The sequence below is a fragment of the Corynebacterium sp. LaCa117 genome (genome assembly GCF_046717765.1).
Taxonomy (GTDB): domain Bacteria; phylum Actinomycetota; class Actinomycetes; order Mycobacteriales; family Mycobacteriaceae; genus Corynebacterium; species Corynebacterium kefirresidentii.
Genome location: NZ_CP177102.1, coordinates 1,950,129 through 1,976,646, shown reverse-complemented (window position 1 = coordinate 1,976,646; position 26,518 = coordinate 1,950,129). Strand labels below are relative to the sequence as shown.

The 26,518-nt window shown below is 58.3% G+C and carries 23 protein-coding genes and 1 tRNA gene; 16 read left to right on the top strand and 8 right to left on the bottom strand.

The genetic code is table 11. The features are described 5' to 3' along the window. Positions 1 to 18: 18 nt before the first annotated feature. Together ACLI1L_RS09655 and ACLI1L_RS09650 are read left to right on the top strand one after the other, a co-directional pair. The gene (locus ACLI1L_RS09655) at positions 19 to 630 is read left to right on the top strand and encodes a sigma-70 family RNA polymerase sigma factor (RefSeq protein WP_411707449.1); all 612 of its coding nucleotides are present in this window, start codon (positions 19 to 21) and stop codon (positions 628 to 630) included. Beyond that, on the top strand, positions 630 to 902 hold the full coding sequence (locus ACLI1L_RS09650) for an anti-sigma factor (protein ID WP_086588004.1): 273 nt from the start codon (positions 630 to 632) through the stop codon (positions 900 to 902). Before ACLI1L_RS09655 ends, ACLI1L_RS09650 begins: the two co-directional genes overlap by 1 nt. A 266-nt stretch (positions 903 to 1,168) precedes the next feature. On the opposite strand, the gene ACLI1L_RS09645 is transcribed toward ACLI1L_RS09650, so the two are convergent. Both ACLI1L_RS09645 and ACLI1L_RS09640 read right to left on the bottom strand, forming a co-directional pair. After that, complete coding sequence (locus ACLI1L_RS09645) at positions 1,169 to 1,243, bottom strand: 50S ribosomal protein bL37 (protein ID WP_096030696.1); 75 nt, start codon at positions 1,241 to 1,243, stop codon at positions 1,169 to 1,171. 83 nt (positions 1,244 to 1,326) lie between these two features. Beyond that, positions 1,327 to 1,587: a WhiB family transcriptional regulator gene (locus ACLI1L_RS09640; RefSeq protein WP_005322377.1), complete on the bottom strand. Its 261-nt coding sequence runs from the start codon at positions 1,585 to 1,587 to the stop codon at positions 1,327 to 1,329. Positions 1,588 to 2,084: 497 nt separating this feature from the next. Here ACLI1L_RS09640 and ACLI1L_RS09635 point away from each other — a divergent pair, with 497 nt between their 5' ends. Beyond that, positions 2,085 to 2,573, top strand: coding sequence for a hypothetical protein (locus tag ACLI1L_RS09635; RefSeq protein ID WP_086588005.1), 489 nt, complete (start codon positions 2,085 to 2,087; stop codon positions 2,571 to 2,573). A gap of 74 nt (positions 2,574 to 2,647) precedes the next feature. On the opposite strand, the gene ACLI1L_RS09630 is transcribed toward ACLI1L_RS09635, so the two are convergent. Both ACLI1L_RS09630 and ACLI1L_RS09625 read right to left on the bottom strand, forming a co-directional pair. Next, positions 2,648 to 3,886: a hypothetical protein gene (locus ACLI1L_RS09630; RefSeq protein WP_411707448.1), complete on the bottom strand. Its 1,239-nt coding sequence runs from the start codon at positions 3,884 to 3,886 to the stop codon at positions 2,648 to 2,650. Further along, positions 3,883 to 5,208: a DEAD/DEAH box helicase gene (locus ACLI1L_RS09625; RefSeq protein ID WP_023020794.1), complete on the bottom strand. Its 1,326-nt coding sequence runs from the start codon at positions 5,206 to 5,208 to the stop codon at positions 3,883 to 3,885. The genes ACLI1L_RS09630 and ACLI1L_RS09625 overlap by 4 nt, the downstream gene beginning before the upstream one ends. A gap of 71 nt (positions 5,209 to 5,279) precedes the next feature. On the opposite strand from ACLI1L_RS09625, the gene ACLI1L_RS09620 reads away from it, so the two are divergent. The 8 genes from ACLI1L_RS09620 (at position 5,280) to ACLI1L_RS09585 (ending at position 17,581) form a co-directional block, all read left to right on the top strand. Continuing rightward, positions 5,280 to 5,504: a DUF3107 domain-containing protein gene (locus tag ACLI1L_RS09620; RefSeq protein ID WP_394286120.1), complete on the top strand. Its 225-nt coding sequence runs from the start codon at positions 5,280 to 5,282 to the stop codon at positions 5,502 to 5,504. A gap of 61 nt (positions 5,505 to 5,565) precedes the next feature. Next, positions 5,566 to 6,504, top strand: a complete 939-nt coding sequence (locus ACLI1L_RS09615; protein ID WP_394286119.1) for a DUF3152 domain-containing protein — start codon at positions 5,566 to 5,568, stop codon at positions 6,502 to 6,504. A gap of 9 nt (positions 6,505 to 6,513) precedes the next feature. After that, positions 6,514 to 7,299 (top strand): hypothetical protein, encoded by a 786-nt coding sequence (locus ACLI1L_RS09610; RefSeq protein WP_411707447.1) that lies wholly within the window; start codon positions 6,514 to 6,516, stop codon positions 7,297 to 7,299. A gap of 32 nt (positions 7,300 to 7,331) precedes the next feature. Beyond that, complete coding sequence (locus ACLI1L_RS09605) at positions 7,332 to 10,439, top strand: ATP-dependent helicase (protein WP_411708372.1); 3,108 nt, start codon at positions 7,332 to 7,334, stop codon at positions 10,437 to 10,439. Continuing rightward, the gene (locus ACLI1L_RS09600; protein WP_411707446.1) at positions 10,432 to 13,611 is read left to right on the top strand and encodes an ATP-dependent helicase; all 3,180 of its coding nucleotides are present in this window, start codon (positions 10,432 to 10,434) and stop codon (positions 13,609 to 13,611) included. The genes ACLI1L_RS09605 and ACLI1L_RS09600 overlap by 8 nt, the downstream gene beginning before the upstream one ends. Positions 13,612 to 13,704: 93 nt before the next feature. Further along, positions 13,705 to 14,799, top strand: a complete 1,095-nt coding sequence (locus ACLI1L_RS09595) for a potassium channel family protein (protein WP_034655803.1) — start codon at positions 13,705 to 13,707, stop codon at positions 14,797 to 14,799. Then, the gene (locus ACLI1L_RS09590; RefSeq protein WP_411707445.1) at positions 14,800 to 15,531 is read left to right on the top strand and encodes an NAD(+) diphosphatase; all 732 of its coding nucleotides are present in this window, start codon (positions 14,800 to 14,802) and stop codon (positions 15,529 to 15,531) included. Beyond that, complete coding sequence (locus ACLI1L_RS09585) at positions 15,524 to 17,581, top strand: ATP-dependent DNA helicase UvrD2 (protein WP_411707444.1); 2,058 nt, start codon at positions 15,524 to 15,526, stop codon at positions 17,579 to 17,581. The genes ACLI1L_RS09590 and ACLI1L_RS09585 overlap by 8 nt, the downstream gene beginning before the upstream one ends. On the opposite strand, the gene ACLI1L_RS09580 is transcribed toward ACLI1L_RS09585, so the two are convergent. Beyond that, positions 17,559 to 18,446 (bottom strand): hypothetical protein, encoded by an 888-nt coding sequence (locus tag ACLI1L_RS09580; RefSeq protein ID WP_411707443.1) that lies wholly within the window; start codon positions 18,444 to 18,446, stop codon positions 17,559 to 17,561. The genes ACLI1L_RS09585 and ACLI1L_RS09580 overlap by 23 nt on opposite strands. A 61-nt stretch (positions 18,447 to 18,507) precedes the next feature. Between ACLI1L_RS09580 and ACLI1L_RS09575 the strand changes: the two genes are divergently transcribed. Further along, positions 18,508 to 19,029, top strand: coding sequence for a M48 family metallopeptidase (locus ACLI1L_RS09575; RefSeq protein ID WP_411707442.1), 522 nt, complete (start codon positions 18,508 to 18,510; stop codon positions 19,027 to 19,029). Here ACLI1L_RS09575 and ACLI1L_RS09570 read toward each other — a convergent pair. Continuing rightward, entirely contained in the window at positions 19,026 to 20,438 is a 1,413-nt protein-coding gene (locus ACLI1L_RS09570; protein ID WP_086588016.1) for a zinc-dependent metalloprotease, read from the bottom strand. The two genes, ACLI1L_RS09575 and ACLI1L_RS09570, sit on opposite strands and share 4 nt — an antisense overlap. A 93-nt stretch (positions 20,439 to 20,531) precedes the next feature. Here ACLI1L_RS09570 and ACLI1L_RS09565 point away from each other — a divergent pair, with 93 nt between their 5' ends. Then, on the top strand, positions 20,532 to 21,596 hold the full coding sequence (locus tag ACLI1L_RS09565) for a PDZ domain-containing protein (protein ID WP_086588017.1): 1,065 nt from the start codon (positions 20,532 to 20,534) through the stop codon (positions 21,594 to 21,596). Between the two features lie 5 nt (positions 21,597 to 21,601). On the opposite strand, the gene ACLI1L_RS09560 is transcribed toward ACLI1L_RS09565, so the two are convergent. Continuing rightward, entirely contained in the window at positions 21,602 to 22,264 is a 663-nt protein-coding gene (locus tag ACLI1L_RS09560) for a beta-N-acetylglucosaminidase (protein WP_086588018.1), read from the bottom strand. Positions 22,265 to 22,310: 46 nt separating this feature from the next. After that, positions 22,311 to 22,847, bottom strand: coding sequence for a PPA1309 family protein (locus ACLI1L_RS09555; protein ID WP_023020808.1), 537 nt, complete (start codon positions 22,845 to 22,847; stop codon positions 22,311 to 22,313). Between the two features lie 123 nt (positions 22,848 to 22,970). On the opposite strand from ACLI1L_RS09555, the gene ACLI1L_RS09550 reads away from it, so the two are divergent. The 3 genes from ACLI1L_RS09550 to ACLI1L_RS09540 all read left to right on the top strand — a co-directional run bounded on the left by ACLI1L_RS09550 (position 22,971) and on the right by ACLI1L_RS09540 (position 26,518). Further along, positions 22,971 to 25,928, top strand: a complete 2,958-nt coding sequence (locus tag ACLI1L_RS09550; RefSeq protein WP_411708371.1) for a UPF0182 family protein — start codon at positions 22,971 to 22,973, stop codon at positions 25,926 to 25,928. 154 nt (positions 25,929 to 26,082) lie between these two features. Next, positions 26,083 to 26,159, top strand: a tRNA-Met gene (locus ACLI1L_RS09545). A gap of 50 nt (positions 26,160 to 26,209) precedes the next feature. Then, complete coding sequence (locus ACLI1L_RS09540; RefSeq protein ID WP_411707441.1) at positions 26,210 to 26,518, top strand: hypothetical protein; 309 nt, start codon at positions 26,210 to 26,212, stop codon at positions 26,516 to 26,518.

Here is a 26,518-nt window from a genome sequence, read left to right as displayed (position 1 = left end):
CTAACGCTAGGCGTTAGTATGGAAATTGTGGCTAAAGAAACAATCAGCGAAAAGGAGCTGCAGCGCCGTTTTGAAGCGGAAGCGCTGCCCCTGCTAGATCAGCTCTACGGTGGTGCCTTGCGCATGACGCGCAATCCCCAAGATGCTGAAGACCTAGTGCAGGAGACCTACCTCAAGGCCTATAAGTCCTTCCATTCCTTTACTCAGGGCACGAATCTCAAGGCATGGCTTTATCGCATCATGACCAATAACTACATCAACTCCTACCGCAAGGCGAAGCGCCGGCCAACGGAGTCCTCGGCTGATGACTTGAGTGATTTTCAGCTCTATACCACTGCCGGACATGATTCCACCGGTCTGGAATCCGCCGAGGTAGCCGCGCTCAAGGACATGCCAGATTCCACCATTTCAGAGGCCATGAATGACCTGCCCGATGATTACCGCATGGTGGTTTACTACGCGGATGTGGAGGGCCTGGCATATAAAGAAATTGCGGAAATCATGGACACTCCTTTGGGCACAGTAATGTCTCGGTTGCACCGGGGAAGAAAACTACTCCGAAAAGCGTTGAAAGACGTGGCACGAGAACAAGGTATTGGATTAGAACACCCAGACATGGAGGAGAAGTAATGGAACGCGCAACGGAACACAACTGTGGTGCGTGTAGCTCCCCAGAGGTACAGGCCCTCCTGTGCGAGCTTCTCGATGAATCCACCACCTATGCCCGCGCGCTCGCCATCCGCGAGCACATCGCCCAGTGTGATTTTTGTCAAAAGCGCCTCGAGAGCGAGGAGATTATTCGTTCGCTGGTGCGCAACTGTTGTAACGGGCAGGCCAAGGCGCCGCAGGCGTTACGCCGCCGGATCTCGGTTGAAATCACCCGCATCGAAACGGCGTGGTAGGCACTGTTGCTCACCCGCTGTGGTGGGGTCTGGTCGCATGATCTTCCAACTTTTTGCTTGAGTCCATACCGATCGGGCCGAATTGAGGGCGGAAGGGCCGAATTGAGACCCCAATGTGTTCAATTCGGCCCGATCACATTGGACTTAAGGCACGGAGAGGTTAAGCGGGGAGCTAGGAGACGACATTGATTTGCGTCTGCCATAGCAAAAGCCCGGTTCTACGGTCGAAGTGACCGAGGGAACCGGGCTTTGAGTAATGCTGTGCGTTATGCGCTAGGACGCTTGCCGTGATTAGCGGACTTCTTGCGGCGATCCTTGCGCTTGCGACCACGCTTGCTCATTGCGCACTCCTTCGTTGAGGGTATCTGAACTTTATTCAACTTTAGCGGCTAAGGGCGCCGAAACGAAAATTGGGGGCCAATGATTAAGCGGAAACGCGGGCGCGTCCACGGCCGCGGTTACGGCGGCGCTTGAGGGCGCGGCGCTCCTCTTCAGATAGACCGCCCCAGACGCCGGCGTCCAAGCCGGACTCCAGTGCCCACTTCAGGCAGGAAGAGGCAACAGGGCAGCGGTTGCAGACCAGCTTGGCCTTAGCGATTTGGGTAAGTGCAGGACCAGAATTGCCTACTGGGAAGAACAGCTCGGGGTCTTCGTCGCGGCAAACAGCTTCGTGGCGCCAATCCATGATTGATATCTCCTAACAAAAATTCGACAGCAGTAAGCACAAGCGCTTTTCACGAAAATGAAAAGCAACCAATGCCAGGGTGGGTGGTTGTGTGAACTGGTCTGCGTGCAGTGGGGCCCGGTCTCGAGGTCGGGCCAGCGTCGCCGCCGCCAATGGTTCACATTGTGGTTACTTGAAGTTTCCTTCAAGTTAAGAAGAGGTTTACGTCCTCTTTCTTTTTGCTACCCCAGAATCATGACATGTTTACTCAGACTCCGCTAGGGGTAGAGGCAAAATTGTGGCCAACCTCACTTGAATGAAACTAGTGTGGGGGTCATTTAGGGCCACGATTGAGTTGAAAGAAGCCTGTGAGAAACGCGCTGAACTGGCGTATTGTCCAAAAATCATTGAGTGCGGTGACTGAAGAAGCGTCAAATCTACCCGGCTAGCCCCTGCCCCCGCGAAACCTGAGTGGCGCACAAGGAAATGTCGTTGACCGGTGAGTAGACTGTGGCTTTGTGTCTAAGCAGAAGAAAAAGCAGGTAAACAAAAAGCAAAGTGCGGCCTCGGCGCAGCCGGCGCGTGAGGTGAAGCCCCAGCAGGGCGCGCCACAGCCGGTTCTCGTAGCCGCAGCGCTCGCCGTGGTTCAGTCCATCGCCGTCATCTGCTTCGGTATCTTCCTGATCGTGCGCGAATTGACCGGTGCGGAAAACGGCTCCATGGTGTCGGATTCGGGCTCTGGAAGCTTTGTGGGGCTAGGCACCGCACTCTTTATCTTTATCGTGTTTGGTTTTGTCATCATTGGCGCTTGGGCCATGGTCAAGGGAAAGCGCTGGGGTAGGGGAGCCATTATTTTGGTGGAGCTAATCTTGGCGGCTAGCTCCTTCCAAATGTTTAGCGGTGGATCGCCGCTACTGGGCGTGGTGACATTGCTGAGCGCCGCAGTGGTTATCTTCTTGCTGATGTTCGTACGCGCCTCCACTGAGTGGGCGGCAGCAAACTTCTAAAGTCGTCTTCACGTGTAAAAGGCCGCGCTCGGGAAAACCCGGAATGCGCGGCCTTTTTATGCGATGGTGGGGTACTAATCGGCGCTAAGGCCCACTACCTTATCGCCGCGGGCTTCCACAATGGTCTCGCCCGCTAAAGTGAGATAAACGGCACCGTGGTAGGCGCCGCGGTCAACCGGGATGGTTCGCAGTGTCTTGCCAGTGGACCAGTCCATGACTGCAATTCCTTCTTTGGTAGGCACCAGCATCTGCTCGTTGACAGCGATGGGGGTGCCGATGGCCTCTTCCACGATGCGATCAACCGAGAGGTCGCTCGGCTTAAAGAGGTAGAGCCGGGAGCCATCAAACCAGGTCATATGGTGCGGCAAGTCCGCAGTTGCCGGCGCGAAGGGGGAGTCGCCGGTGTCTATAGCCGGAGAAGGCTCTGCTGGGGAAGAGTCGAGCTTTTTACCTTCATTGTTATATGACTCGATGGAGGGGTGTGGTCCTGGCCGGTATACGGCGGCGGCCTTTTGGCCTACGGCGACAAGGCGGGCGCCATCGGTGGCAATGTCCACATCGGCGGCGATGTCCGGTTGACGGGAATCATCGGGGGTGGTGTCTTGGAAGCGCAACCAGGTGGTATTCGGCTTATCGGGGCAGGACTCGGTCAGGGCTAAGTTCTCGGTACGGGTAAGGGCCGAGCTGAGCGTGCAATCCTCATGCGGTTGCTTGTCCGGTTCTTGTTTTGCCTCCACGTCACCGTATTCCACGGTACGCACCATATCCGAGCGCCACAGATCGATGCGGTCGGTGGAGACCGTTCCTACCCGGTCATTGGAGGATATGGGTACTACCTCGTCCGAATTTATGGCACTACGGGTGCTGTCATACTCACCAGTCGCGGCATCAATCGCCACGGTATCTCCGCAGCCCACACCGGTCTTATAGGTGGCTACTATCTTGCCCCATGCGGCAGACAGTGAGCATAGTTCGGCATCAGTGCGCTCATAGGTCCACGCTTCGGAGCCGTCCGGATTGGTAGCCGTGAGCGTGTGATCCGCATGTGTGATGGTCAGGCCGTGCGCCGAAACTGCCCGGTATTGGCCAGGCACCGGTTCATTGGGGAGGCTGAAGGACTCGTGGAGGTTAGTCGGGACTGTGGAAAGTGCGGGTGCATCCTTTTTCCCAGGAACGGCCGCCTGGCTCAAATGTGCCTGATTGATATTGGCAGTGACGGCTGCACCGCCTACCGCGATGGCGCAGACCACGGCAATGATGCCGGTGGCCTTCCAATCAGAGAGCGTGGAACGCAAAATGGGAGCCTTAGTCATCGGCGGCCTCCTCGTCGGCGCCGGGAGCTGCCGCGGCGCGCAGTGGTACGGGTGGGGGATTTCTCGCGGACTGAAACCTGGCCTACAACCTTGGTCTCGGGGCCTACGGTCTCCTCTGCATCCGCGGGGATGTCTAGCGCTTGGGCCAGCTCTGGGGAAGTAGAAAACCATTGTGGCGGCTCCGGCTCTCCCAAATCCAGCTCATCGTTAATGACTTGCCATTTGCCCAGCTCATCGTAGCCCACCAAGGTGATGGCGGTACCGGTATGCCCGGCGCGACCCGTGCGACCAATACGGTGGACAAAGGTCATTGGATCATCTGGTACCTGATAGTTGATGACGTGAGTGACATCATCGACGTCGATACCGCGGGCAGCAATATCGGTGGCGACCAGGATGTCTACCTGGCCGGAGCGGAAGGCCTGCAGGGATTTCTCGCGGGACTTTTGCCCGAGGTCGCCGTGGACGGCTCCCACGCGGAAGCCGCGCCGGGCGAGATCATCGGCCAAATGGGCGGCCGCTCGCTTGGTGCGGGCGAAGATGATGGTGCGCCCGCGGTCGGCAGCCTGCAGGGCGTGCGCGACGATGGCAACCTTATCCATGCGGTGAGCTTGGAAGGTGACCTTGCGGGTGGAGGAATGGGTGAAATCCTGCTCGCCCGATTCGGCGCGGATATGGATGGGCTTATCCATAAAACGGCGGGCCAGCGTTAAAATCGCGCCCGGCATCGTAGCGGAAAAGAGCATGGTCTGGTGCGCATTGCCATCCAGAGCTTGCAGGATGGCCTCCACCGAGGGCAAGAAGCCCAAATCTAGCATCTCGTCGGCTTCATCGAGTACCAAGATGGCCACCCGGTCTAGTTGCAGATTGCCGCGCTCGTGGAGATCGATCAGGCGGCCAGGTGTACCGATGATGACATCGGCGCCCTTATTGAGCTTTGTGATCTGTTCCTCGTAGGGCCGGCCTCCGTAGATGGAAACCAAACGCACCGGTATGTCAGCGGCGGCTACCTGCAGGTCTTTGGTGACCTGCTGGGCAAGCTCACGGGTGGGGACCACCACCAGGGCGCGCGGGGTACCATCGAGCTCTTCGATATCGGCATCATCAAAGACACGATCCAAAAGCGGCACGCCAAAGCCGTAGGTTTTGCCCATGCCGGTGCGCGCTTGGCCAATCAAATCCTGACCGGATAAAGCGATGGGCAGGGTTAATTCCTGGATTGCAAAAGTACGCGTGATGCCACGGGTGGCGAGTCCATCGCAGATTTCGGCCGCAACGCCGAGTTCCGCGAAGCTCGGTGGCTGGGATTTTATGTCAGACACACCTTGATAGTAGCCGGGATGGTTATAGTGGGGCCATTGACAATAAAACTCTAGTTAGAGGAGGAACCCTCATGGATATCAAGTTTGGCTTCGCAGACACCGCTCGCGAGCTGGTCATTAGCGCTGCAGGTGACCAGGCTGAGCTGGCGCAGAAGATCAATAGCGCCCTGGCGGATAACTCCACCTTGGAACTGGAAGATGACAAGGGCCGCAAGTACCTCGTGCGCACTGACCGCGTGGTCTACGTTGAGGTGGGCATTGCGAAGAAGCACGCCGTGGGATTCGCCGGCGCCTAAAGACGAGCGCACCGGTCTGCTGATTCAGATTTTTAAATATAAACGGGTAACCTAAGGCCCCATGGAAGATAGGGAGACTCGCCACGCTCACCGGAGCCAGGGCCATTCGCCGGACCACCCAAATGCGGTGGTCCGGTTTGCGCGTCAATATGGCTGGTGGCGCGTGGTGGCTATCCCTTTGATGATCGCCTTGACCATCTGGTTCATTGTCGATATCGCCACCGCTTCCTCCTCTGAAGAAGGGGCGGAAGAAACTACCACAGCTGCCCCGACGAGTGCCGAGAAAATCGGGCCTGATCCGGCTGATGCGGAAGCGGTCAAACGGGAAATTAGTGAGATGCCGCCCGGTGGTGCGTTTACCAAGCAGGGAAAGGGCACTTTCCATGAGGTGGGCGAGCCCGGCGCCGTAGCCGGTAAGGGCGGCGCGCAGAAGGTGCGCTATTCCATCGAGGTGGAAGATGGCCTCAATACCGCACCGTATGGCGGCGATGATTCTTTTGCAGCCATGGTGGAGGCCACCCTTTCTGATCCGCGCGGCTGGACCGCGCACAAGGACTTCGAGTTCGAGCACGTGGCCTCTGATGCGGATCCAGATACCCGTATCCAGCTGACCTCCTTGGGTACCGCCGCGGAGCGGTGCGGGGAGAAAATTGAAACGGAAACCTCCTGCCATACCACCATTACTGGCGAGTCCACCACGATTATTAATGAGGCTCGCTGGGTGCGCGGTGCGACGCCGTTTGAAGGGGATATGGGTAACTACCGCCAGTACGTTATTAACCACGAGCTGGGCCACGCCATTGGCTATGCGGCCCATCAGCCGTGTGGTGGGCAGGGCAAGTTAGCTCCGATCATGATGCAGCAGACCTTGGATCTCAATAACAAGGTATTGCACGATCGCAAGCCCAGTGAGGTCTATCCTGATGAGGACGTGACCTGTACAGCTAACCCGTGGCCTTTCCCCAACCCGGATAATAAGGATCCCCACCAACCCGAATAGGAGTTAAGGATGCCGCTTCCCCCAGAGCATGTTTTAAGCGCCTTTCACGCGGAAACTGGTGCTACCGGTACTCGCCGCGCTCAGGGCGATCAATTAGGCCCGGTGTGGGATAACGGCATCAAGGTGGGGGACGTGGTCTATTCGCAGGCCGGTCCTTTTGCTGCATGGTCCGCCAAGACGCGCGAGCGCCTAAGTGTGCAAGGCGCCCGGGTTTCCCGGCCAATTTTATCTAGCGATGGCCGTCATACGGCCGCTGGCTGGAAGGCCACGCAGTTTATTCCGGGGCAGGTCCGTGGGCGCATTGATGAAACCGCACAGATGGCGCTGCGCCTTGATACGGCTATGGCCGAGGTGGCACTTCCCACCGGGCAGCGCGACGATGTCTTTGCTCGCGCGGAGCGCGCCGCGTGGGGAGAAACGGGGGAGGCTTATCGCCCGGCTCTGCTTGCCGACGTCCCCCTTATCCCTGCCCACACCGCTCTTCTCACCACCACGGTCTATCACGGCGCCAACCCGCCGGGAATCGTGGACATCGTGCCGGGCGAGTTCCCGCGCCCAGCCGGTTGGAGCGCCGCCCTAGTCATCGTCGACGGGCTTATTGCTCAGGCGGTTGATGATGAGATCTGCCAGCGCTTTAGCCACGTGCCTGGCATGCAGGAGCTGCTCTTGCGTGCAGTGTCGTATCGTCGTCATATCAACGATCTGCATCCTGCTTCGCGTTCAAACACGCGTTCGCACATTGAACGGGTGGAGCAATATCTGGTGTCGCGAGCATCTGCCATACTGGAGCGGTGAGTTACGACCCCCATTCCACCGCGCGTGCGGGAGTGGTCCTCCCACCGTCCCCGCAAGTGCGCCTCGTTCCCCGTACCCCGTCCGCCACGGCCCGCAGCTGGCCGGTTGACCTGCCCGAATCCGGTTCCTGGAAAGTAACCGGTGCGGCAGGCAGTGGCGTGTCGAGCTTCCTTATCGATACCGTCATTCATGCCCTGGACAGAGCCCAGGAAACTGGCGCGGATCCCTCCGGCATTCTCGTTATTGCGCCCTCGAAGGAATCCGGTGCCCGATTGCGCCGCGAACTTTCTGAACGCCTCGAGAATTACGCCGCACAGACCTCAATGGTGCGGTCTGTGCACTCCTTGGCTTTTGCGTTACTGCGCACAGCGGCCGAGGAGGAGTTACGGCTCATTACCGGTGCGGAACAAGATGCCGTCATTCGGGAGCTACTTATCGGTCAAGCAGAGGACGGCCACGGAGCCTGGCCAGAAGAGATGCGCCCCGCGCTGGAATATGTGGGCTTTGCTCGGCAGTTGCGCGATTTCCTTTTGCGCTCCATTGAACGAGGTCTGGGCCCAGGAGACCTGGAGCGCCTAGGCCACGAATATGGCCGCCCTATGTGGTCCGCCGCGGGCGAATTTCTGCGCGAGTATGAGCACGTACAGCTCCTCTCCCGTGCCCATTCATACTCTGCTGCAGAGTTGGTTACCGCGGTTCTCCAACGCCCTGAATTACTGCGCGATCATCCCTTCCACACCATTGTCGTCGATGATGCGCAACTGCTCGACCCCACCGCAGGAAAGCTCATTCTTGGGCTAGCTGCGCAGGCCAACCTCGTAGTTGTGGGTGGAGATACAGCCCAATCTGTCTTTGCCTTTCGTGGTGCTAGCTCGCGCTTTTTGCAGGACTTTCCAGCCGAGCATGATATTGAGCTCACCGAGTCCTACCGCAGGCCCACACCGGCGTGCATCTCCATCGTGGACTCGGATGGTCGGCTGCGCGACGTCGTAGCTAATACTGTGCGCCGCCGTCACTTGGAAGATGCCGTGCCCTGGCGCGACATCGCTGTCATTGTGCGCTCTACTAGTGACATTGGCCAAATGCGCCGCACCCTCCTAGCCGCCGGTGTGCCCGTACATATCAATCCCACCGACGTTGTCTTGGCCGAACAGCGTTTGGTCTCCGCTGTGCTGCTTGCACTGCGCGCCTTGGAGGAGGATCTATCTAACTCTGAGTTGGAAGAACTACTCACCGGACCTGTGGGTGGCGCCGATCCTGTCACCCTGCGCCGACTGATCCGTGGCTTGCGTCGCTGGGATTCCACCACTCGGGGCATCGATAGCCTCCGGGGCCTTCTCTACGGCGAGCTCCCAGACTTCAACGGACAGCTCACTGAACGGGAATATTCGATCCTCGAACGCGTTCGTGCAGTGCTCAGTGCCGGCCGGGAAGCGTTCACTTCCGGCGCTTCGGTGGAGGAGATTCTGTGGGCCGTATGGAGTGCTACCGAGCTGGACAACCGTCTACAGGCCTCGGCCTTGCGTGGTGGTGCAACGGGCTCGCAGGCCGACCGCGACCTAGATGCAATGATGGCGCTTTTTGACGCTGCTGGAGACTACGTAGAACGCCGCCCGGATTCTTCACTGAGCGCGTTTTTGACCCATATCACTGAACAAGAACTTCCCACCGGCGTGCGTGACCGCCGCACCGCCATCCCGCAGGCCGTAGAAATCCTGACCGCGCACGGTGCAGTGGGCCGCGAATGGGATACCGTCATCGTGGCCGGCGCCCAGGAAGGCAGCTGGCCTTCGCTAGGGGAGACTGGCTCCATCTTCGGGCAAGAAGATCTCATCGATCTCCTCGACCACGATATTGATCCCGATACTCCCGTCAGCCACATCGCCTCCCGCTTGGCAGAGGAGCGTCGTCTCTTCCACGTCGCTACCACCCGCCACCGAAAGCGCTTGCTTATTGCCGCCGTGGAGAATGCGGAAGGCGATACAGTGTCTGAGCCTTCTCGCTTCATCACCGAGTTCGCTGGCCGCGGAGTAGACGTGCCCGGTCAAGCTGCACGCAGGCAAGCCAAACGGGCGCTGCGCCGCGCTCAACTCCCGCGCGAATTAGGGCTCGATGTGCCCGAACCCGCACCCGTTTCTTTGCGCGATGGTCTGGAGATTGATCCACTCGATGTTGCGGTGCTGTCCGTGCCGGCCTTTGTCGCACAGCTGCGCCGGGTAGTTAGCAATCCGGAATCCGGTGAGGTTGAACGCAAGCAAGCTGCCCGCCAGCTCGCGCGGTTAGCGGCGGCCGAAATCCCCGGCGCCCACCCGGAGCAGTGGTGGTCGGCTCGTTTCGTTGCGGCTGAACTGCCGTTGCATACCAGCGGCAGTTTATCGCCCTCTCGCGTAGAAGCGTTGCTCAACTGCCCGCTCAAGGCTGTGCTGGGCAATGTGGCTGAGGACCCGAGTGCTGAGGAGCACCTGCTCCGCGGTACGTTGGCCCACGCCTTCTTTGAAGCCATTGGCCGCGGTATGGATGCGGAAAAGGCCAAGCTTTTGGTGATGGAGGCTTTCGAGCGCATCCAGGACGTCCCGCAGTGGCAATTGCGATTCAAACTCGACGAGTTTTCCGCGCTATTGGACCGCGCCCGCGAATGGGCGCGCCAATCTGAAGTAAATCAAGAACTAGTGGGCGTGGAAATTCCTGTGGGCGTACATGTCGGTGAAGGCGTGCGCATCGGCGGCTATATGGACCGTCTCCTTCGCGATGAAGAAGGAAACTACTTGGTCGTGGACCTCAAGACCGGGAAAACCCAACCGGCCAAGAAAGAAGCCGAAGACCATGTGCAGTTAATGACCTATCAGCTCGCGCTTGCCCACGGTGCATTCGACGGCCATCAGGTCCACGACGGTGAAGGAATGCCGCGCCAGGGAGGAGTGCTGGTTTACCCGGGCGCAACCACTAAGAAGATTGGCGAGATTTGGCAAAGCGATAAATCTCCGGAAGCACTCGAAGAATTCGCCGCACTTCTGCCCCCGCTGGTGGAGGAAATGCGTGGTCCGCGCATTACTGCGCGTACCAATAAAGACTGCGATAAATGCCCAATTCGCTCCATCTGCCCCGTGCAGGAAGAAGGAAGGATGACCACCGATGCCTAAGAGCAACTTTTCCCCACAGCAAATCGCTGCGGCCTTGGGCAAGGATTTCCCGCCTACCGACGAACAAGCCCATGTCATTGAAGGCCCATTTAGCCCCAAACTCGTGGTTGCCGGCGCTGGTGCTGGCAAGACAGAAACCATGGCCTCGCGCGTGGTGTATTTGGTGGCCAATGGTTATGTGCGACCTGAACAGGTTCTTGGCCTGACCTTTACCCGCAAAGCCGCGCAACAGCTGGAGCAACGCATTCGCAAGCAGCTGATTCAACTGCGCGATTCCGGTCTCATCCCACCAGGCAGCGATGTGGCAGAAGCATTAGAAAACATTGCGCCGAAGGTATCCACCTATGACTCCTACGCCGGAGAACTCGTTCGCGAATACGGCCTATTAGTTCCGGTTGAGCCCACCGCGCGCATCATTACTGAGGCCGAGCGCTATTCCTTAGCCTACGATGTGGTGCGCAATTACACCGGCCAACTAGAAGACGATCGCACCCTAGCCACTATCACCGAGACCCTGCTGAGCCTCAGCCAAGATATTGATAACGGTCTCAAAGACACGAGCCATATCGCTGAGCATGCGCGCGATTTTCGCGCAGATATCGATAACCTTGACAAATCGAAGAAGAATGGCCCCGAATACTCTCAAAAGCTGCTGGGCTATATCCAGACACAGGAACGCCGCGTGCAGTACGTACCGCTGCTGGAGGCCATGAAAAAGGAACAATCCGAGCGACAAGTCATCACCTTTGGCGAGCAAATGTCTGTCGCCGCCCGAGTAGCGCGTGATTATCCCGTGGTGGGCAGGCAACAATCCCAGCGCTACAAGGTTGTCATGTTGGATGAGTACCAAGACACCTCCTATGCCCAGCGCGTTCTACTTCGAAGCCTTTTCGGCGGCGAAAAAGATGAATTGTCGGTTACGGCTGTAGGCGATCCAATGCAGGCCATCTACGGCTGGCGCGGCGCGACCTCTGAAAACCTCACCGCCTTCGTGGAGGATTTTCCAGTCGCGCCGGGCACACCTGCTCCGAAGGACCAATTGACTACCTCGTGGCGCAACCCCTCTGGTGCGCTGGATTTGGCTAACTCAGTGGCGGAGAGGGTATTTGAAGGCGTTGAGCGTCCCGTGGATGAGCTTTCTGCCGCCCCACATAAAGGCGAGGGTGAAATCCAGCTGGCCTACTTTGAAAGCGAAAATCGCGAGCGCGAATTTATCGCCGAGCATTTGAAAAAGCAGTGGGACAAACGCGAGGGAGACACCTTCAGCGCCGCGGTTTTGGTGCGTAAAAATAGGCAGTCCGCACCTATCGCTGCGGCTTTAGACAAGGCGGGCGTACCTAATGAAATCATCGGTCTCGGTGGTTTGTTGTGGCAGCCAGAAATCCAGGATCTCGTGGCCATTGCCACGATGCTCGTACGCCCAGAAGATCTGTCTGCAGCAGTGCGGGTACTGGCTGGCCCTATGTGCGGTTTGGGGATTAGCGATATTCAAGCCCTCGCTTCGCGTCAACGAAACCTCGCCGGAGCAAGGGAGGAGCGCTTGCGTTGGGAACCAGGAATGGACCCGGAAGATTACCTGCGAGCGCAGTTGGAAGATGTCACCGCAGAAGAACCGGATCAGCGCGTTGGCCTTGCCGACGCCCTGGCTGACTTGGGGGAGAGGGACCGCTTTACCCCACAGGGCCTTGCCCGCATGGAAGAGGTATCTGCCAAACTGCGGCACTTGCGCACCTATTCGCTATCTAAGCCGCTGGTGGATATCTTCGCTGATATTGAGGCATTGTTTAATATCCGTACCGAAGTCTTGGCGCGCGGAAGCGCGGGGGGAACTGCCCACTTGGATAAATTTGCCGATATCGTCGCTAGCTTCCACGGTGATTCTTTGTACGCACTCTTGGACTATTTTGCGCTTGCACTCGAAAAGGAAGACGGTTTGGACAGGGGTGAGGTGCCTGCCGCAACGGACCGTGTGCAAATTATGACTGCGCATAAGGCCAAGGGCTTGGAATGGGAGCATGTCTGCGTGGTGCATGCTGATTCTTCTAGCTATAACGCGCAAGCGGAGACCTTCCTTAGCAGGATCGAAAAGGTCCCAGGGGAGGACGACTATATTGAGGTCCCAGAGGATGCCGAAAAGCGCTCGCAGTTCCAAAACGCCTGCGAAGAGTTTAAGAAAGCAGATAGTGCCCTAAAGGCGGAAGAATCTGCGCGCCTTTTTTATGTTGCATTGACCCGTACCGAATCCACGCTGACCGTTACTGGCTCGGGGACTAATAACCTTTCTTCAAGAAACAAGAAGGGGCCCTATGAATACTTGGAGCATTTGAAGGAGAAGTTCCCGCAGTACGTGGTGGAGTGGTCCGTGCCAGATGAACCGTCCGAGGAGGACTTTGGTGAGAGCGCACAGTTCCCAGCGCTGAAGGCCAACCCGGAGGCAGTTGCCGGTGCCGATGCGGTGCTTGAGGCGATGGAAGAACTTCCAGACCTCAGCCACGGTGAAACCTTTGAGTTGTGGGAGCAGGAGGCTGGCGCGCTCATTGAAGAATTCAAGGCCCTGCAACAACCGGTGGTAGACGTTGAGTTGCCCAGTGAACTGACTGCTTCTGACATGGTTGCGCTGCGGGCTGACCCGCTGCAGTTCGCCCGGAGGCAACGCCGTCCAGTGCCGTTTAAGCCGAATGCTTATGCCAAGCGCGGTACCGCCTTCCACGCGTGGTTGGAGGACCGCTTTGGCAGCCCTGCACTATTGAGCGAGGAAGAGCTGCCGGGTACTGATGAGGCGGCGGACTATGACTTGGAAGAGCTGAAAAAGGCTTTCTTGAGCTCGGAGTGGGCGCAACGTCAACCGGAATACGTAGAAGCGCCTTTTGAAATCACCATCGGTGAGGCCGTGGTGCGCGGGCGCATGGACGCGGTATTCCGCTTGGACGACGGCACGTGGATGGTGGTGGACTGGAAGACAGGCCGCCCACCCCAAGGGGAGGCTATGGACGCCGCCAAGATACAGCTTGCGGTTTATGCAGAGGCATGGCGGCGTATCCATGGCGGAGAGAAGATTCGCGCTGCTTTCTACTACGTGCACGATGGCTATACCTTCGAGCCAGCCCGCCTTCCACGTGGGGAAGAGCTAAAGAAACTCCTTGAATCGTCAGTTGAGCACCAAAAGGGCTAAGGTATGTGAGCGGTTGCGTAAGCACGCAATCTCTTGAGCAATCATTCGAGACCAGAAAAGGCGGGGCTAGTGGGCAAAAATCGTGCGCGAGCTATGAAGTCGCACTTTAAGAGTCGCTTTTTGCCGCAGGTTGAGCTGTCCTCGCAGCCGGACCACGCGCTCATTGACGTCATTACGGTGCCGAGGGATGAAAATTCCAGCCCGTGGCGTCAGTTGGGCAAGCGTGTGCTGTGGGCTTTAGGCATTGTTGTCTTCGTGACAGTCGTGGTCTATTTGGACGGCGGTGGATATAGCGAGGACATGTCGCTTTTGGATTCCGCCTACTATGCTGCGGTGTCGCTAACTACAGTGGGCTACGGCGATATCGTTCCTGTGTCCCCGCAGGCCAGGTTCATTAACTTAACGCTTATTACACCTGCCCGCCTGATCTTCCTTGTTTTATTGGTTGGCGCGACCTTGTCCGTGCTAACGGATAAGGCCCGACGTACTTTCCAAATCCAGAACTGGAGAAAGCAATTGCGTAACCACACCGTCGTTATCGGGTATGGCACCAAGGGCGCCGGAGCGGTGGCCGCGCTGCTGGCCGACGATGTTCCGTCCTCCCAGATCGTGGTCATTGATACCAACCGTGCCTCCCTAGCTCACGCAGAGCACCACGGACTAGTCACCATTTTTGGTTCCGGCACAAAGCAAGACGTATTGAAGATCGCTGGGGTAGAGCACGCAAGCTCTATTGTTGTAACCCCATCTACGGACGATACTGCGGTGCTGTGCTGTCTATCCGTGCGAGAGCTTGCACCCAAGGCCAAGATTGTGGCGTCGGTTCGCGAGTCTGAGAACCGCCACCTGCTGCTGCAATCTGGTGCCGATTCCGTGGTCACCTCTGCTGAGACTGCCGGCCGACTATTGGGCCTAGCTACCGTGACCCCGACGGTGGTGGAGATGATGGAAGACCTGCTTTCACCTAATGAGGGCTTCTCCGTGGCCGAGCGTGCCGTGCGCGAGTTTGAGGTTGGTTCTAACCCACGCCACCTGGCAGATATCGTGCTTGCTGTCCTGCGCAATAATGAGCTGCACCGAGTGGATACCGCGGACGCCTCCGCGTTGAAGCCGGGAGACCGATTGCTGTATATCAAGCACGAGATGGAACAGCCCATTGAGGTCATGGACGATGATGACGAGGACTAAATGTTCCTCCCAGTAACTCCTAGTGGCCTCGTACCGGTTACGGGGGCGGGGGAGCCGGTGCTGGTGAAAGAGGTTCCCGGGGGCGTCGGCAAGCAGGTCGTGGTGGACCTAGGCACCTTGCAGGCATGCTTGGTCTCGGAGGATAGCGCCGGGAAGTTAGGCCGCTTAGAAAGTGCAACCTTTTTTGCAGACCAGCCGGTTATCCTGCAAGCCATCGCGCTTATCCGCAACCGACGCGAACAGCGCTTTGATCCCCGGACCGGACGCCAGCTGGACTACCCGGCGCCGGGAATCGTTGGGCGCGATCCGCACGACGAGAAACGGCTGGTCTTCCCGCGCTTGGATCCCGCCGTCATTGGGCTCATTCGCCTCAGCGGTACAGACCGGATTTTGCTGGCGCGTAATCGCCGCCGCAATAGCTTCTTCTCTTTGATCGCTGGTTACGTTGAACCCGGTGAGTCTGCGGAGGCAGCCTTTGCACGCGAAGCGCTCGAAGAAACCGGGCGTAGGGTGGACCATATTCGTTATTGGGGCTCGCAGGCGTGGCCGCCGAGCGGCTCGCTTATGCTGGGCTTTTGTGCGCAGACGGCTGATGTCCACCCCACCTGCCATACTGATGGGGAACTGGAAGAAATCCGGTGGGTGGAGCGCGCCGAGCTACCTCAGCTTAAGCTGGCCCGCCCGGGTTCAATTGCACACACGATGATTATGGAGTGGTATCACGGTGACTAAGCCGGATTTGTCCCTGCTGGATGAAGATCAGCTGCGCGCGGCCACGGCGCCGCGCGGGCCCGTGTGCATCTTGGCTGGCGCGGGTACGGGCAAGACCCGCACTATTACCTATCGCATTGCCAACTTGGTAGACCAGGGTTTTGTGAGCCCGCAACGCGTGTTAGCGGTGACCTTCACGGCACGGGCAGCCGGAGAGATGCGCGATCGTCTGCGCACCATGGGCGTGGCCGGCGTACAAGCGCAGACCTTCCACGCGGCGGCGCGCCGCCAGCTGAAGTATTTCTGGCCCCAGGTAGCGGGGGACCTTCCGTGGCAGCTGCTGGATAATAAATTCCCGCTGGTCGCCCGCGCGGTGCGTTCGGTGGGGTTGGATAATTCCAAGGATATGATCCGTGACGTCCTAGCAGAGATCGAGTGGGCTAAGTCCGCGCTGGTGAGCGCCGAGGACTATGAGTCTGTGATCGCCACTACGGACCGTAGCGCTCCGGCTGATCCCGCCAAGGTGGCAGAGGCCTTTCGCCGCTATGAACAGTCCAAGGCTACGCCGGACATGATGCACCTGGATTTCGATGACCTGCTCATGCACATCGCGGGTGCCATTGAAAATGTGCCGGCGATTGCAGAAACCTTCCGGGAGCAGTATCGCACCTTTGTGGTAGACGAGTATCAGGACGTAACCCCGCTGCAGCAGCGGGTGCTCAATGCCTGGTTGGGCGGGCGCGACGATCTCACCGTGGTGGGTGATGCAAATCAGACCATCTATTCCTTCAACGGCGCCTCTCCGGACTATCTGCTCAACTTCTCGCGCACGTACCCGGATGGGACCGTGGTCAAACTGCAGCGTGACTACCGCTCGACGCCGCAGGTAACGGACTTGGCCAATCGGGTCATTGGCAAGGCCACAGGGCGTGCGGCTGGCACACGCTTGGAGCTGCAGGGCATGCGCGAGCCTGGTCCAGAGCCCACCTTCAAGGCCTATGAGTCTGAAGAGACTGAGGCCCAGGAGGTTGCCGGCCAGGTTCTCACACTGCTGGACCAGGGCGTACCGGCCTCTGAGATTGCCATCCTCTACCGCATTAACGCTCAGTCGGAGCAGTTTGAGCAGGCGCTTGCTGACGCCGGAGTGGTCTACCAAGTCCGTGGCGGCGAGGGCTTCTTCCGCCGCCCGGAGATCCTAGAGGCCATTCGCGTTCTCATCGCCGCGACCCGTCGTGAGGACTTGCCGGATGATCCGGTGGCAATTGCTCGCGCAGCCTTTGTCGAGTTGGGGCTAAGCGCCACCGAGCCGCAGGGCGCGCAGGCCCGCGAGCGCTGGCAATCCCTCAACGCATTGGTAGGGCTCATCGAGAAGATTGTGGAATCGGCTCCTGGCATAGATCTCAACGGGGTGTTGGGGGAACTGCGCCGGCGCTCCACCGATAAACAGGCCCCAGCCATGGAAGGCGTCACGCTAGCTACTGTGCACGCTGCCAAGGGCTTGGAATGGGATGCGGTGTTCCTCGTGGGGCTGACAGAAAAGCTCATGCCTATCAACCACGCTATCAAGGCGGGCGATGAGCAGATTGAGGAAGAACGTCGTTTGTTCTATGTCGGCATTACCCGCGCCCGCGAGCACCTCGCGCTGTCGTGGGCGTTGGCGAAGACCACTGGTTCGCGAGCCTCGCGCGAGCGTACCCGCTTCCTTGATGGCATCGTACCGGCGGCCGAAGACGCCTCTGGCAAGGGGACTCGCTCACGCCGCCCGAAACGCTGCCGCGTATGTTCAGGTCTGCTGGCGACACCGGCCGAAAAGGTTATCGGCCGCCACGAAGACTGCGAGGGAGGCGGAGATGAAGAGGTCTTTTCTGCCTTGCGCTCGTGGCGTTCCCAGGTTGCGCGCGAGGAAAAAGTGCCGGCCTATGTTATTTTTTCCGATGCCACCCTGCAGGCCATTTCGGAGGAACTGCCTGCCGATGAGGCAGAAATGCTGTCCATTTCCGGTGTAGGCCCCAGCAAGCTGGAGCGCTATGGCGCCCAAGTACTCGAGGTCATTCGTTCGGTGCGCAGCTAGCCAGGTTGGTTTTCCCGCCAAAACATACTGGGCAGCGCGGATGCGCAATGATGGTGCGCTGCTGGTGGTGACCGTAGACATCGACCTCCCACTGCTGCCCAGGGCGCGGCTTCGCGGTCGGCGCTCCCGGCGGCAGTGGCCGCCCCATAAGCCGCCGAATGATCACCTGCGTATGCGCTGAGACCGCATCGAGCACCACGGCTTCTGGGGTGCGGCGCACGCGGGGTAATTGGGTGCTGATGATATTCCAGCGCGGGTCTGTATCCACGCGGGATAGGTGCGCACACAGTGGGCATGGGCCTCGGCCCTGCACGCGTACCGGCCCGATGAGGCCACGATTGTCCAATAAAGACACCGGAAGCCACGTGGTTTCCGTCCCCGCCAGTGCATTGGCGCAATCCAGCGGGCAGTGCAGCTGGTCTACGGCCAGGACCGGATACATGCCGTCGAGGTCGTGGATATAGGAAAAGATATTGTCATCCTCTAACGGGATGCGAACTTGGAATCCATCTGCCTCCAGGCGTGCGCGTAAGCCTTGCGCCAGTGCGGATTCTCCCATTAAGACAAGAGTGTCCGATTTCTCTACGGCCTCTTTATAAGGCCAAAGGATGCCATAGTCCAGTGCGTCCTCGATAAGGCTATGCGCTGCGGCCTCATCTAGACCTGCGGCGCATAGTCTCCCAGACAAATCTTCTGGCCTCACTGGCTCGCGAGCGGTATTGAAGGCCGCCGCGACGGAAAGCGCGCTGCCCGTTTCTGCCACTCCAACGCGGGTGGCATCCATGCCAAATTGAACCACCGTTTCCTCGCGGCAAAACACTGCGCTGCCCGGCGCCAAAACTACCTGGGTGACACAAGCCCCCACGCCTTTACCCCTTTCCCCGATGCATGTGGATTCCATTGCACCACAGGTACAATCACCTGTCATGTCGAGCACGCAGCCCCCCGCACCACAAACCCCAGAGGTCAAAGTCATTCGTTCCGCCAAGCGGAAGAAAACCGTGCAGGCTCGCATGGTCTCCGGGGTGCTCGAGGTACGCATCCCCGCCTGGATGTCCGCTCGCGATGAGCGCGAGGCAGTGGCGGATATGTTGGCGCGGGTAGAAAAGAAACAGGGCAGTAGCCGCCGCTCGGACGAGCAATTAGAAAAGCGTGCTCGGCGGCTCAACGCGGCTTTCTTAGACGGCCGCGCTACCATCGGCTCAATTCGTTGGGTTAGCAATCAAAATACGCGGTGGGGTAGCTGTACTACCTCCACCGCGGATATTCGGCTGAGCGACCGGCTACAACACGTGCCGGACTATGTGCTGGATTCGGTAATCATTCACGAGCTCACCCACACCTTCATCCCGCGCCACGGGCGGGATTTTTGGCAGTGGGCGGACAGGGCGCCCCACGCCGAACGGGCGAAGGGCTATCTTGAGGCCTACCAGCGCTGGGGCTGCTAGTTTTCGTCGTCCTCGTTGCCCTTTTCTTTCTGCTCGTCTTGCTCATCGGCTTCCCCGGTTTCATCGCCCTGAGTAGCAGAGGAATCCTCACCGTTTTTGAGCATTTCCTCCAGCTTGGCAAACTCTTCCTCAAAGCCCTCATCAGGTCCGTCATCCAATAGGGAGTCGATAAAGGCGGCAGGGTTATCTAGGTGCTCTGCAGTTGGCAGGAAGTCCGGGTGGTCCCACGCCTTATCGCGCTTTTCCGCACCCACCGCAACGGTGGCGCGGCGCCACAACTCAGCGGCCTCAGAAACCTTGGGGGCGTTGAGCTCGATACCAACGACCTTGCTGAAGGCGTTTTCGGCAGAACCACCAGTGCTACGGCGGTGCGCCCATGCCTGGGTTAGCTTCGAGGTGGACGGGATGCGATCGCCCAGTGCCTCTGTGACGACGTGCTCGGCCCAGCCTTCCACCAATGCCAGTAGGGTTTCTAGGCGAGAGGCTGCCGCAGTGTTCTTGGACGTGATGCGTGGGGAGAGGTCCATGCCCTGCAGCTTGCTCATCGCATCCTGGATTGCCTGGGGATCGCCGGACTCTAGGTTGAGCTCGCGGGTGACTTCCTCCAAGTGGGAGGTGTCAATGACCAGACCGATGGCATATTCCTCCACAGAGGAGACGATGCGCTCTACCAACCACGGCACGTGCTTGAACAGGCGCTGCCGCGCGGCCTCGCGCGCTGCAATATAGACCAGCACTTCTTGGCCAGGAATATTGAGCTCCCGGGCAACCTTCTGAATGGTCTGTGGCAACAGTGCCACGGTATTGGCCGGGGCGATGGGAAGACCGAAATCAGAGCCGGTCAACGCCTGCGCAGCCAAATCACCCAAGGCGTGACCGAGCTGCATGCCAAAGTTCATGCCAGACATCTGACTCATCATCTTGGTCATCGGGCCCATCATCTCGCGGGCTTCTTCCGGCATCGATTCCATCTGGGCATCATTCATATGCTCCGCCACCGGAGTGACCATGCGCTGCCAGGCCGGCATGGTTTCTTCCAACCACTGCTTGGAATCCCACGCCTTGGCCGTGCCGGAGGCGGTGGGCAGGTAGGTGGCGTCATCAAGCCACAGCTCCGCTAGGCGGACGGATTCCTCGACTGCCTTGGTATCGTCCGCGCTCACACCCTTTGACTGGGAGATTTGCTGCAGGGCGATGCGCTTGGCCATGTCGTAGTTAACCGGGCCGGAATTTTCCGGCGAGTTCATGGAAGAGCCCATGCCGGACAGCATCTGACCGAACTGGTTCAGCATGTCACCGAGGCCGCCACCATTAGCGCCGCCGAATGCGCCGAACGGGTTCTGGTCACGACGCCCGTCATTATCGTCGTCATCATTATTGGGGAAAGAAAAACCGAATCCGTTGCTCATGCGTCCTAATCTACCGACACCATCCGGCTAGTTTCCATGATCCCTGCTACGCTGACAGCGAACACTACGGCAAAGGTTGTAGGGTAGTGATTCGTGAATTCTCCTGCTAGCCGTCGCGTCCGCACCATCGCCTGGGGTGCTATCCCCGTCGTCTTAACCGGTGCGTTGGTATCGCTTGACCATATCCCCGGCACCGATGTGTCTTTGACCGTCCCCTATGCTGCCGAAGGCCCAGGCCCCACGGTAGACACATTGGGTGAGGTAGACGGCACCCAGGTCGTTGACGTTCAAGCCCCGAAAACCTATGACACGGATGGTCACCTCAACATGACTACGGTCTCCGTGCGTACCAATATGACCTTGGCCCAGGCGCTGGGACGCTGGATGATGACCGATGACACCATCGTGCCCATCGATACCGTCATCCCGCAGAACATGAGCGATAAAGAAGTAGAAGAGTCCAATAAGCAGGCCTTTACTCAGTCCGAGTCCGCAGCGACTCTGGCAGCCATGGACTACCTGCATTTGCCGGTCAAGATCTCCATCGCAGAGGTCCTGGATAAGGGTGCTGCGCAGGGAAAACTTAAAAAAGATGATGTCATTACCGCCGTGGCGGGCAAGGAAGTCTCGGAGCCGGGTGAGGTCCAAGACATCATTAAGGAAAAGAGCCCCGGCGATAAGGTCACGATGACCGTGGAGCGTGGCGGCAAAAAGCACGAAGAAGAAATAGAGCTAGGGGAAAACCCCCACCAGAAGGGGGAGGCGATGCTGGGTATCGCCATGCTCTCGGTCCCGCAAGACGATATTAAGGTCAAATACAACTTGCAGGACGTCGGTGGGCCATCCGCAGGCATGATGTTTACCCTGGCGGTCATCGATAAGCTCAGCGAAGAAGACCTCACCGGCGGCAAATTTGTGGCCGGCACCGGCACCATTCAAGAAGATGGCAAGGTGGGCCCCATCGGCGGCATCCAACATAAAATCGCCGCCGCCCACGCCGCCGGCGCGGAACTCTTCCTGGCGCCACAAGATAATTGCTCCGAAGCCGCCGCGAGCGACCACGGGGACATGCCCATCGCGGAAGTGTCCAACCTGGATGAAGCGGTATCCACGATGAAAGACTTCGCGGACGGCAAGGAAATTAAAACTTGCCAATAAGCGGCCTACTTAGCTAGGCCCAATTCCTTGATCTTCTCTTCCGGATCTTCCTGGTCTGAGGAGATCATCTGCTGCATGACCATGCCTTCTTTATTGTCCACCACGGTAATAACCGCCGTGGTGCCCAGCGTGGACCAGCCCACAACGCGGTCGCCGCTATCCTCAATGACCTGCGAGCTGCGCAGCTCAGTAAGCACCTGCGTGGTCTGCTTTGCCTTGGAGTGTGAGCGGAAGAACTGGAACTGGCCTACCTTCGGCCCAGAGCAGTTATACGAGTCATCCCCGCCCGTGGAATCGCAGCGATCAAAGTGTGCGAAAAGCTCTTGCGGTGCCACGGGTGCGAAGATGTCATAGGCCTTGGACACAGACTTTTCCAATTTTTCGCTCCCAGGCTCTGTGCTTTCCGACGCCGCCTCCGAGCTCGCCGCCGCACTCGACTCGACGCTGGACTCAGAAGCGGCCTTAGAGCTGGATGCGGTGCTGGTTTCCTCAGTGGCATCCGCCGCAGTGGGAGCGGACTCGGCGCTGGCAGTGGTGGTATCTACGGGGGCGTCGGCAGGCGCGGCATCATCCGAGGAACAGCCGGCAGTGCTCACGCCTACCCCCAGCAAGAGTGCTGCTGCGGTAGCGCGGGTAGCGGTCAGGCGAGTGAGAGTAAAGCGTCGCACGGTAGGAAACTGCTCCTTAGTCGCAAGCGAGAATTGTCTTTCCAGTCTAATCTAGTTCATCCGGGTCCTGGCTCAGCCCATAGCGCAGGGCCGCGATAATCCCGGGTGCGACCTGGGGGCCGCCGCGCAGCTGGATGTCATCCTCCGCGAATGGCCCGGCCGCTTCCAACTCCTCCTCGGTGGGGCGCAGCTGCAGCAACGTGGTTTCAATCCCTTCCTCACGCAGCGCACCTGAAAACAGGCGCGCCGGGCGAGGGGAGGGGTCTTCGCTGGAGGTATCGCGGAACCTAATCTCTTGGGCCAGGATGACACCGGCCACCTCCCGCGGCCAGGCCAAGCGGGAGACATAATCGGCCAACTGCTCAGAACCGGGCTCGATGTTTTCAGGCACATTATCCTGCACGATAAGGGTAAGCGGCGCGGCATCTTCCTCATCGAGGGCGGCCAGCTGGTCTGCTACCAAGTGGGTAGGAACGAGCGCGAAGATAGTGGGGCGGGCGTCCCAGCCTTCTGCATGGACGAATTCCACGGCTTCGGTCATCGCGCGGTTTAAAGCTGGCTGTGATAATTCGGGGGAACTCATAAACATCCTTATTCGTTATCTGTGTATTGCTTCCTTAAGCTGGAAGAAGTCTACAGGTTTTAAATTCGCACTATTTGATTGGAGCTGGCGTTGTCCTTAGGGTCATCCACACCAGCCGCCCCGTTGAAGCGGCCCCCGCGGGTCGCGACAATCATTGCGGCCGTCATTGCCGTCCTCTTGTTCATCGGTCCCATGTTTGTGGGCCTGTACACGGATTGGAGGTGGTTTGGTGCGATTGAATACCGGAACGTTTTCACCACCGCGATTATTGCGCGGATAGTACTCTTTATCATCTTCGGTCTCATCGCCGCTGCCGTGGTGTGGGCCGCGGGCTTCTTTGCCTGGCGCGGGCGTCCGGATTCGCTCGACCTTGGGGACTTGAACTCGCCGGTGTATCAGTACCGCAAGTCCATTGAAAAGTCTATGGGCGTCTTCTTCAAGGTCATCCCCGCCATCGTGGGCATCATTGCCGGTTTCATCGGCCAGGCTAATTGGCGCACGGTCCTGCTATTTTTAAACGGCCAGGAATTCGGCCAACAGGACGCCCAGTTCCACCACGACCTAGGCTTCTATGCCTTCACGTTGCCGGTATTGAAGATGGTGGTCAGCACCCTATCTATCCTGTTGATCTTGGCGTTTCTCATCGCGCTTTTCGGTCACTATGTGCTGGGTGGCATCCGCATTGGCAATAAGGCCGCAGGAGTTCGCGGCTCCATTTCCCACTCGGCTCGCCTGCAGCTGGCGATTACTGCCGGCCTGTGGATGGTTGTTCAGGTCATCGGCTACTGGTTGGAGCGCTACGAGCTCCTATATACCCAGCACGATCTCTTTACGGGTGGTTCCTATACCGATATTCATGCCTACCTGCCGGCGAAAATCATCTTGATGATCATCGGCGTCTTTGTAGCCGTGGCCTTGTTTATGGCCATCGTCATCAAGGACCTGCGTATCCCCGGCCTGGCCGTGGTACTGATGCTGCTGTCCTCGCTGGTTATCGGCCAGGCATGGCCGCTGCTGATGGAACGCTTTTCCGTGCAGCCTAACCGTCAGGCAAAGGAAGAAGAATCCATTGCCCGCAATATTGAGGCCACGCGCTATGCCTATGGGCTTACCGATGACCATGTCACCTACGAAGACAACTGGGGTGGGGACGAGGTATCTGATGACAAGGTGGCTTCTGATAACGCCACCATCAATAACCTCCGCCTGCTGGATCCGGAGATTCTTTCTCCTACTTTCACCCAGATGCAGCAGCTGAAGAATTTCTACGGCTTCCCAGAGACGCTATCGATGGACCGCTATGAGATCGATGGTAAGAAGCGTGACTTCGTCGTTGCTGCGCGCGAGCTGGATCCAAATGAGTTGCGGGAGAACCAGTCCGACTGGATTAACCGTCATACCGTCTACACCCACGGCAATGGCTTCGTGGCAGCGCAGGCCAATAAGGTCGATGAGGTAGCCCGCGACGCTGGCTCTGCCCGCGGTGGTTTCCCCATCTTCACCGTGTCTGATCTGCAGACCCAGGCCGGTGAGGCTGAGGGCGAAGGTGAAACCCAAGATGCCGAGAAGTCCCTGGGCATCAAGGTAGATCAGCCGCGCATCTACTATGGACCGGTTATTGCCGGCGCTGCCGATGGCATGGATTACGCCATTACCGGCAAGACTGGCGATAACCCGGTGGAATATGACACTGATAGCTCCACCTATACCTATGACGGCAAGGGCGGCGTTGGTATTGGCAATATCTTTGACCGTACTATGTATGCCGCCAAGTACCGCGAGCTTAACTTCCTGCTTTCTGATCGCGTTGGCAGTGAGTCAAAGCTCCTCTACGACCGCGACCCGCGCGAGCGTGTGGAAAAGGTTGCTCCGTGGCTGACCACCGATTCTGCTACCTACCCGGCCGTGGTGGATGGCCGTCTGAAGTGGATCGTCGATGGCTATACCACTTTGGAATCCTTGCCTTACTCCCAGCGTGCCTCGCTTTCCGACGCCACCCAGGACACCCTCAATCCTGATGGCACCACCCAACGCCTTGTCAATGACAAAGTGGGCTATATCCGTAACTCGGTAAAGGCCACCGTCGATGCCTATGACGGCAGCGTGGATCTCTACGAGTTCGATAAGAATGATCCAGTGCTCAAGGCTTGGGAGGGGGTCTTCCCGGACGTCGTCAAGCCAGAGGCGGAAATCTCCGATGAGCTACGTCAGCACTTCCGCTACCCGGAGGATATGTTCAAGGTGCAGCGTGACCTGCTGGCGCGCTACCACGTGGATGACCCGAATGTATTCTTCAATAACGATGCCTTCTGGTCCGTGCCGAATGACCCCACTGCGGAGGAATCTCGCCAGCTCAACCAGCCGCCTTATTACGTGATGGCTGCAGATCCAGAGACCGGCAAGCCAAGCTTCCAGCTGACTACCTCTTATCGCGGCTTGAACCGCGAGTTCCTTTCTGCACACATGGCTGTCTCCTCCGATCCGGAAACTTATGGCGATATCACCGTGCGGGTGCTGCCGACCAATACGCAGACTCAGGGCCCGAAGCAGGCGCAGGATGCGATGATGTCTTCTGACCAGGTCGCCCGCGACCGCACCCTGTGGGAAGGCACTAATGACTTGCACAACGGTAACCTGCTGGCCCTGCCAGTAGGTGGTGGCGAAATCCTGTACCTCGAGCCGATTTACTCGCAGCGCAAGGACCAGGCCTCTGCCTTCCCGAAGCTGCTGCGCGTACTCGTGTCCTATAAGGGCCGCGTAGGCTACGCCCCAACTATCGGTGATGCCCTTGAACAAGTTGGAATTGACGCCAAGGCCGCTCAGAACATTGAGGAAGTCGACGGCGATTCCGGCGAAAAGACCGACACCAAGGACGACAAGAATAAGAAGGATGCCAAGGAAGACAAGCAGTCGGCCCCAGCCTCGGCTCCTTCCTCTTCCGACCAGGCTGGCGCCATCGATGACATCAACAAGGCTTTGAAGGGCCTAGAGGATGCTCGCGATGGTTCCTTCGAGGAATATGGCCGCGCCCTGGATGAACTCGATAAGGCAGTTGAGTCGTATCAGAAGACGGAAAAGTAGTTCTTTCAGTCTTTAAAAGCGGAGATTAAGGCACCTGCCCAGCGGATTTGGGTAGGTGCCTTTCCCTATGTATAGTTACATGAGTCGCCAGGACAGAGCGAATACACTTAGTGTTAACGTACTGTTCAAGCGCAGATGATGGAAGTCATCTCGACGCGGGGTGGAGCAGCTCGGTAGCTCGCTGGGCTCATAACCCAGAGGTCGTAGGTTCGAATCCTGCCCCCGCTACCAACTTCCAGGCCCCTACCAGTGGAAACGCTGGTAGGGGTCTCTTTCGTTTTATGCTGAAATCGCCATTTGGTGCACTAGTCTCAAAATCCGCACCGCGCAATCCCGCAACCGTATCTGCGCTTCACAAAGAGATCACTGCATCACAACGACGCGGATATGGTGATTTTGCCAAGAATTTCGGTCCTGACGTCGATACCTATACTTGGAACGAAGTGAGAGCCATCGAGTTAGAGGCACACACCTCGGTCGGATTCAGCCAATCTGAAGCGGAAGCACTAACCGATTATGGTATCGAGAAGCTCAAGCAACAAGGCTTGTATCAACCTACAAATATCCCGTGGAACCCTGGAGTGTTATAA

What these genes read in the sequence shown, in the direction of transcription:
- ACLI1L_RS09590 (WP_411707445.1), top strand. Translation starts at nt 14,800, where the DNA reads ATGTTCCTCCCAGTAACTCCTAGTGGCCTCGTACCGGTTACGGGGGCG.
- ACLI1L_RS09640 (WP_005322377.1), bottom strand. Translation starts at nt 1,587, where the DNA reads ATGGATTGGCGCCACGAAGCTGTTTGCCGCGACGAAGACCCCGAGCTG.
- ACLI1L_RS09540 (WP_411707441.1), top strand. Translation starts at nt 26,210, where the DNA reads ATGCTGAAATCGCCATTTGGTGCACTAGTCTCAAAATCCGCACCGCGC.
- ACLI1L_RS09610 (WP_411707447.1), top strand. Translation starts at nt 6,514, where the DNA reads ATGCCGCTTCCCCCAGAGCATGTTTTAAGCGCCTTTCACGCGGAAACT.
- ACLI1L_RS09620 (WP_394286120.1), top strand. Translation starts at nt 5,280, where the DNA reads ATGGATATCAAGTTTGGCTTCGCAGACACCGCTCGCGAGCTGGTCATT.
- ACLI1L_RS09655 (WP_411707449.1), top strand. Translation starts at nt 19, where the DNA reads ATGGAAATTGTGGCTAAAGAAACAATCAGCGAAAAGGAGCTGCAGCGC.
- ACLI1L_RS09595 (WP_034655803.1), top strand. Translation starts at nt 13,705, where the DNA reads ATGAAGTCGCACTTTAAGAGTCGCTTTTTGCCGCAGGTTGAGCTGTCC.
- ACLI1L_RS09600 (WP_411707446.1), top strand. Translation starts at nt 10,432, where the DNA reads ATGCCTAAGAGCAACTTTTCCCCACAGCAAATCGCTGCGGCCTTGGGC.
- ACLI1L_RS09570 (WP_086588016.1), bottom strand. Translation starts at nt 20,438, where the DNA reads ATGAGCAACGGATTCGGTTTTTCTTTCCCCAATAATGATGACGACGAT.
- ACLI1L_RS09630 (WP_411707448.1), bottom strand. Translation starts at nt 3,886, where the DNA reads ATGACTAAGGCTCCCATTTTGCGTTCCACGCTCTCTGATTGGAAGGCC.
- ACLI1L_RS09650 (WP_086588004.1), top strand. Translation starts at nt 630, where the DNA reads ATGGAACGCGCAACGGAACACAACTGTGGTGCGTGTAGCTCCCCAGAG.
- ACLI1L_RS09575 (WP_411707442.1), top strand. Translation starts at nt 18,508, where the DNA reads ATGTCGAGCACGCAGCCCCCCGCACCACAAACCCCAGAGGTCAAAGTC.
- ACLI1L_RS09555 (WP_023020808.1), bottom strand. Translation starts at nt 22,847, where the DNA reads ATGAGTTCCCCCGAATTATCACAGCCAGCTTTAAACCGCGCGATGACC.
- ACLI1L_RS09615 (WP_394286119.1), top strand. Translation starts at nt 5,566, where the DNA reads ATGGAAGATAGGGAGACTCGCCACGCTCACCGGAGCCAGGGCCATTCG.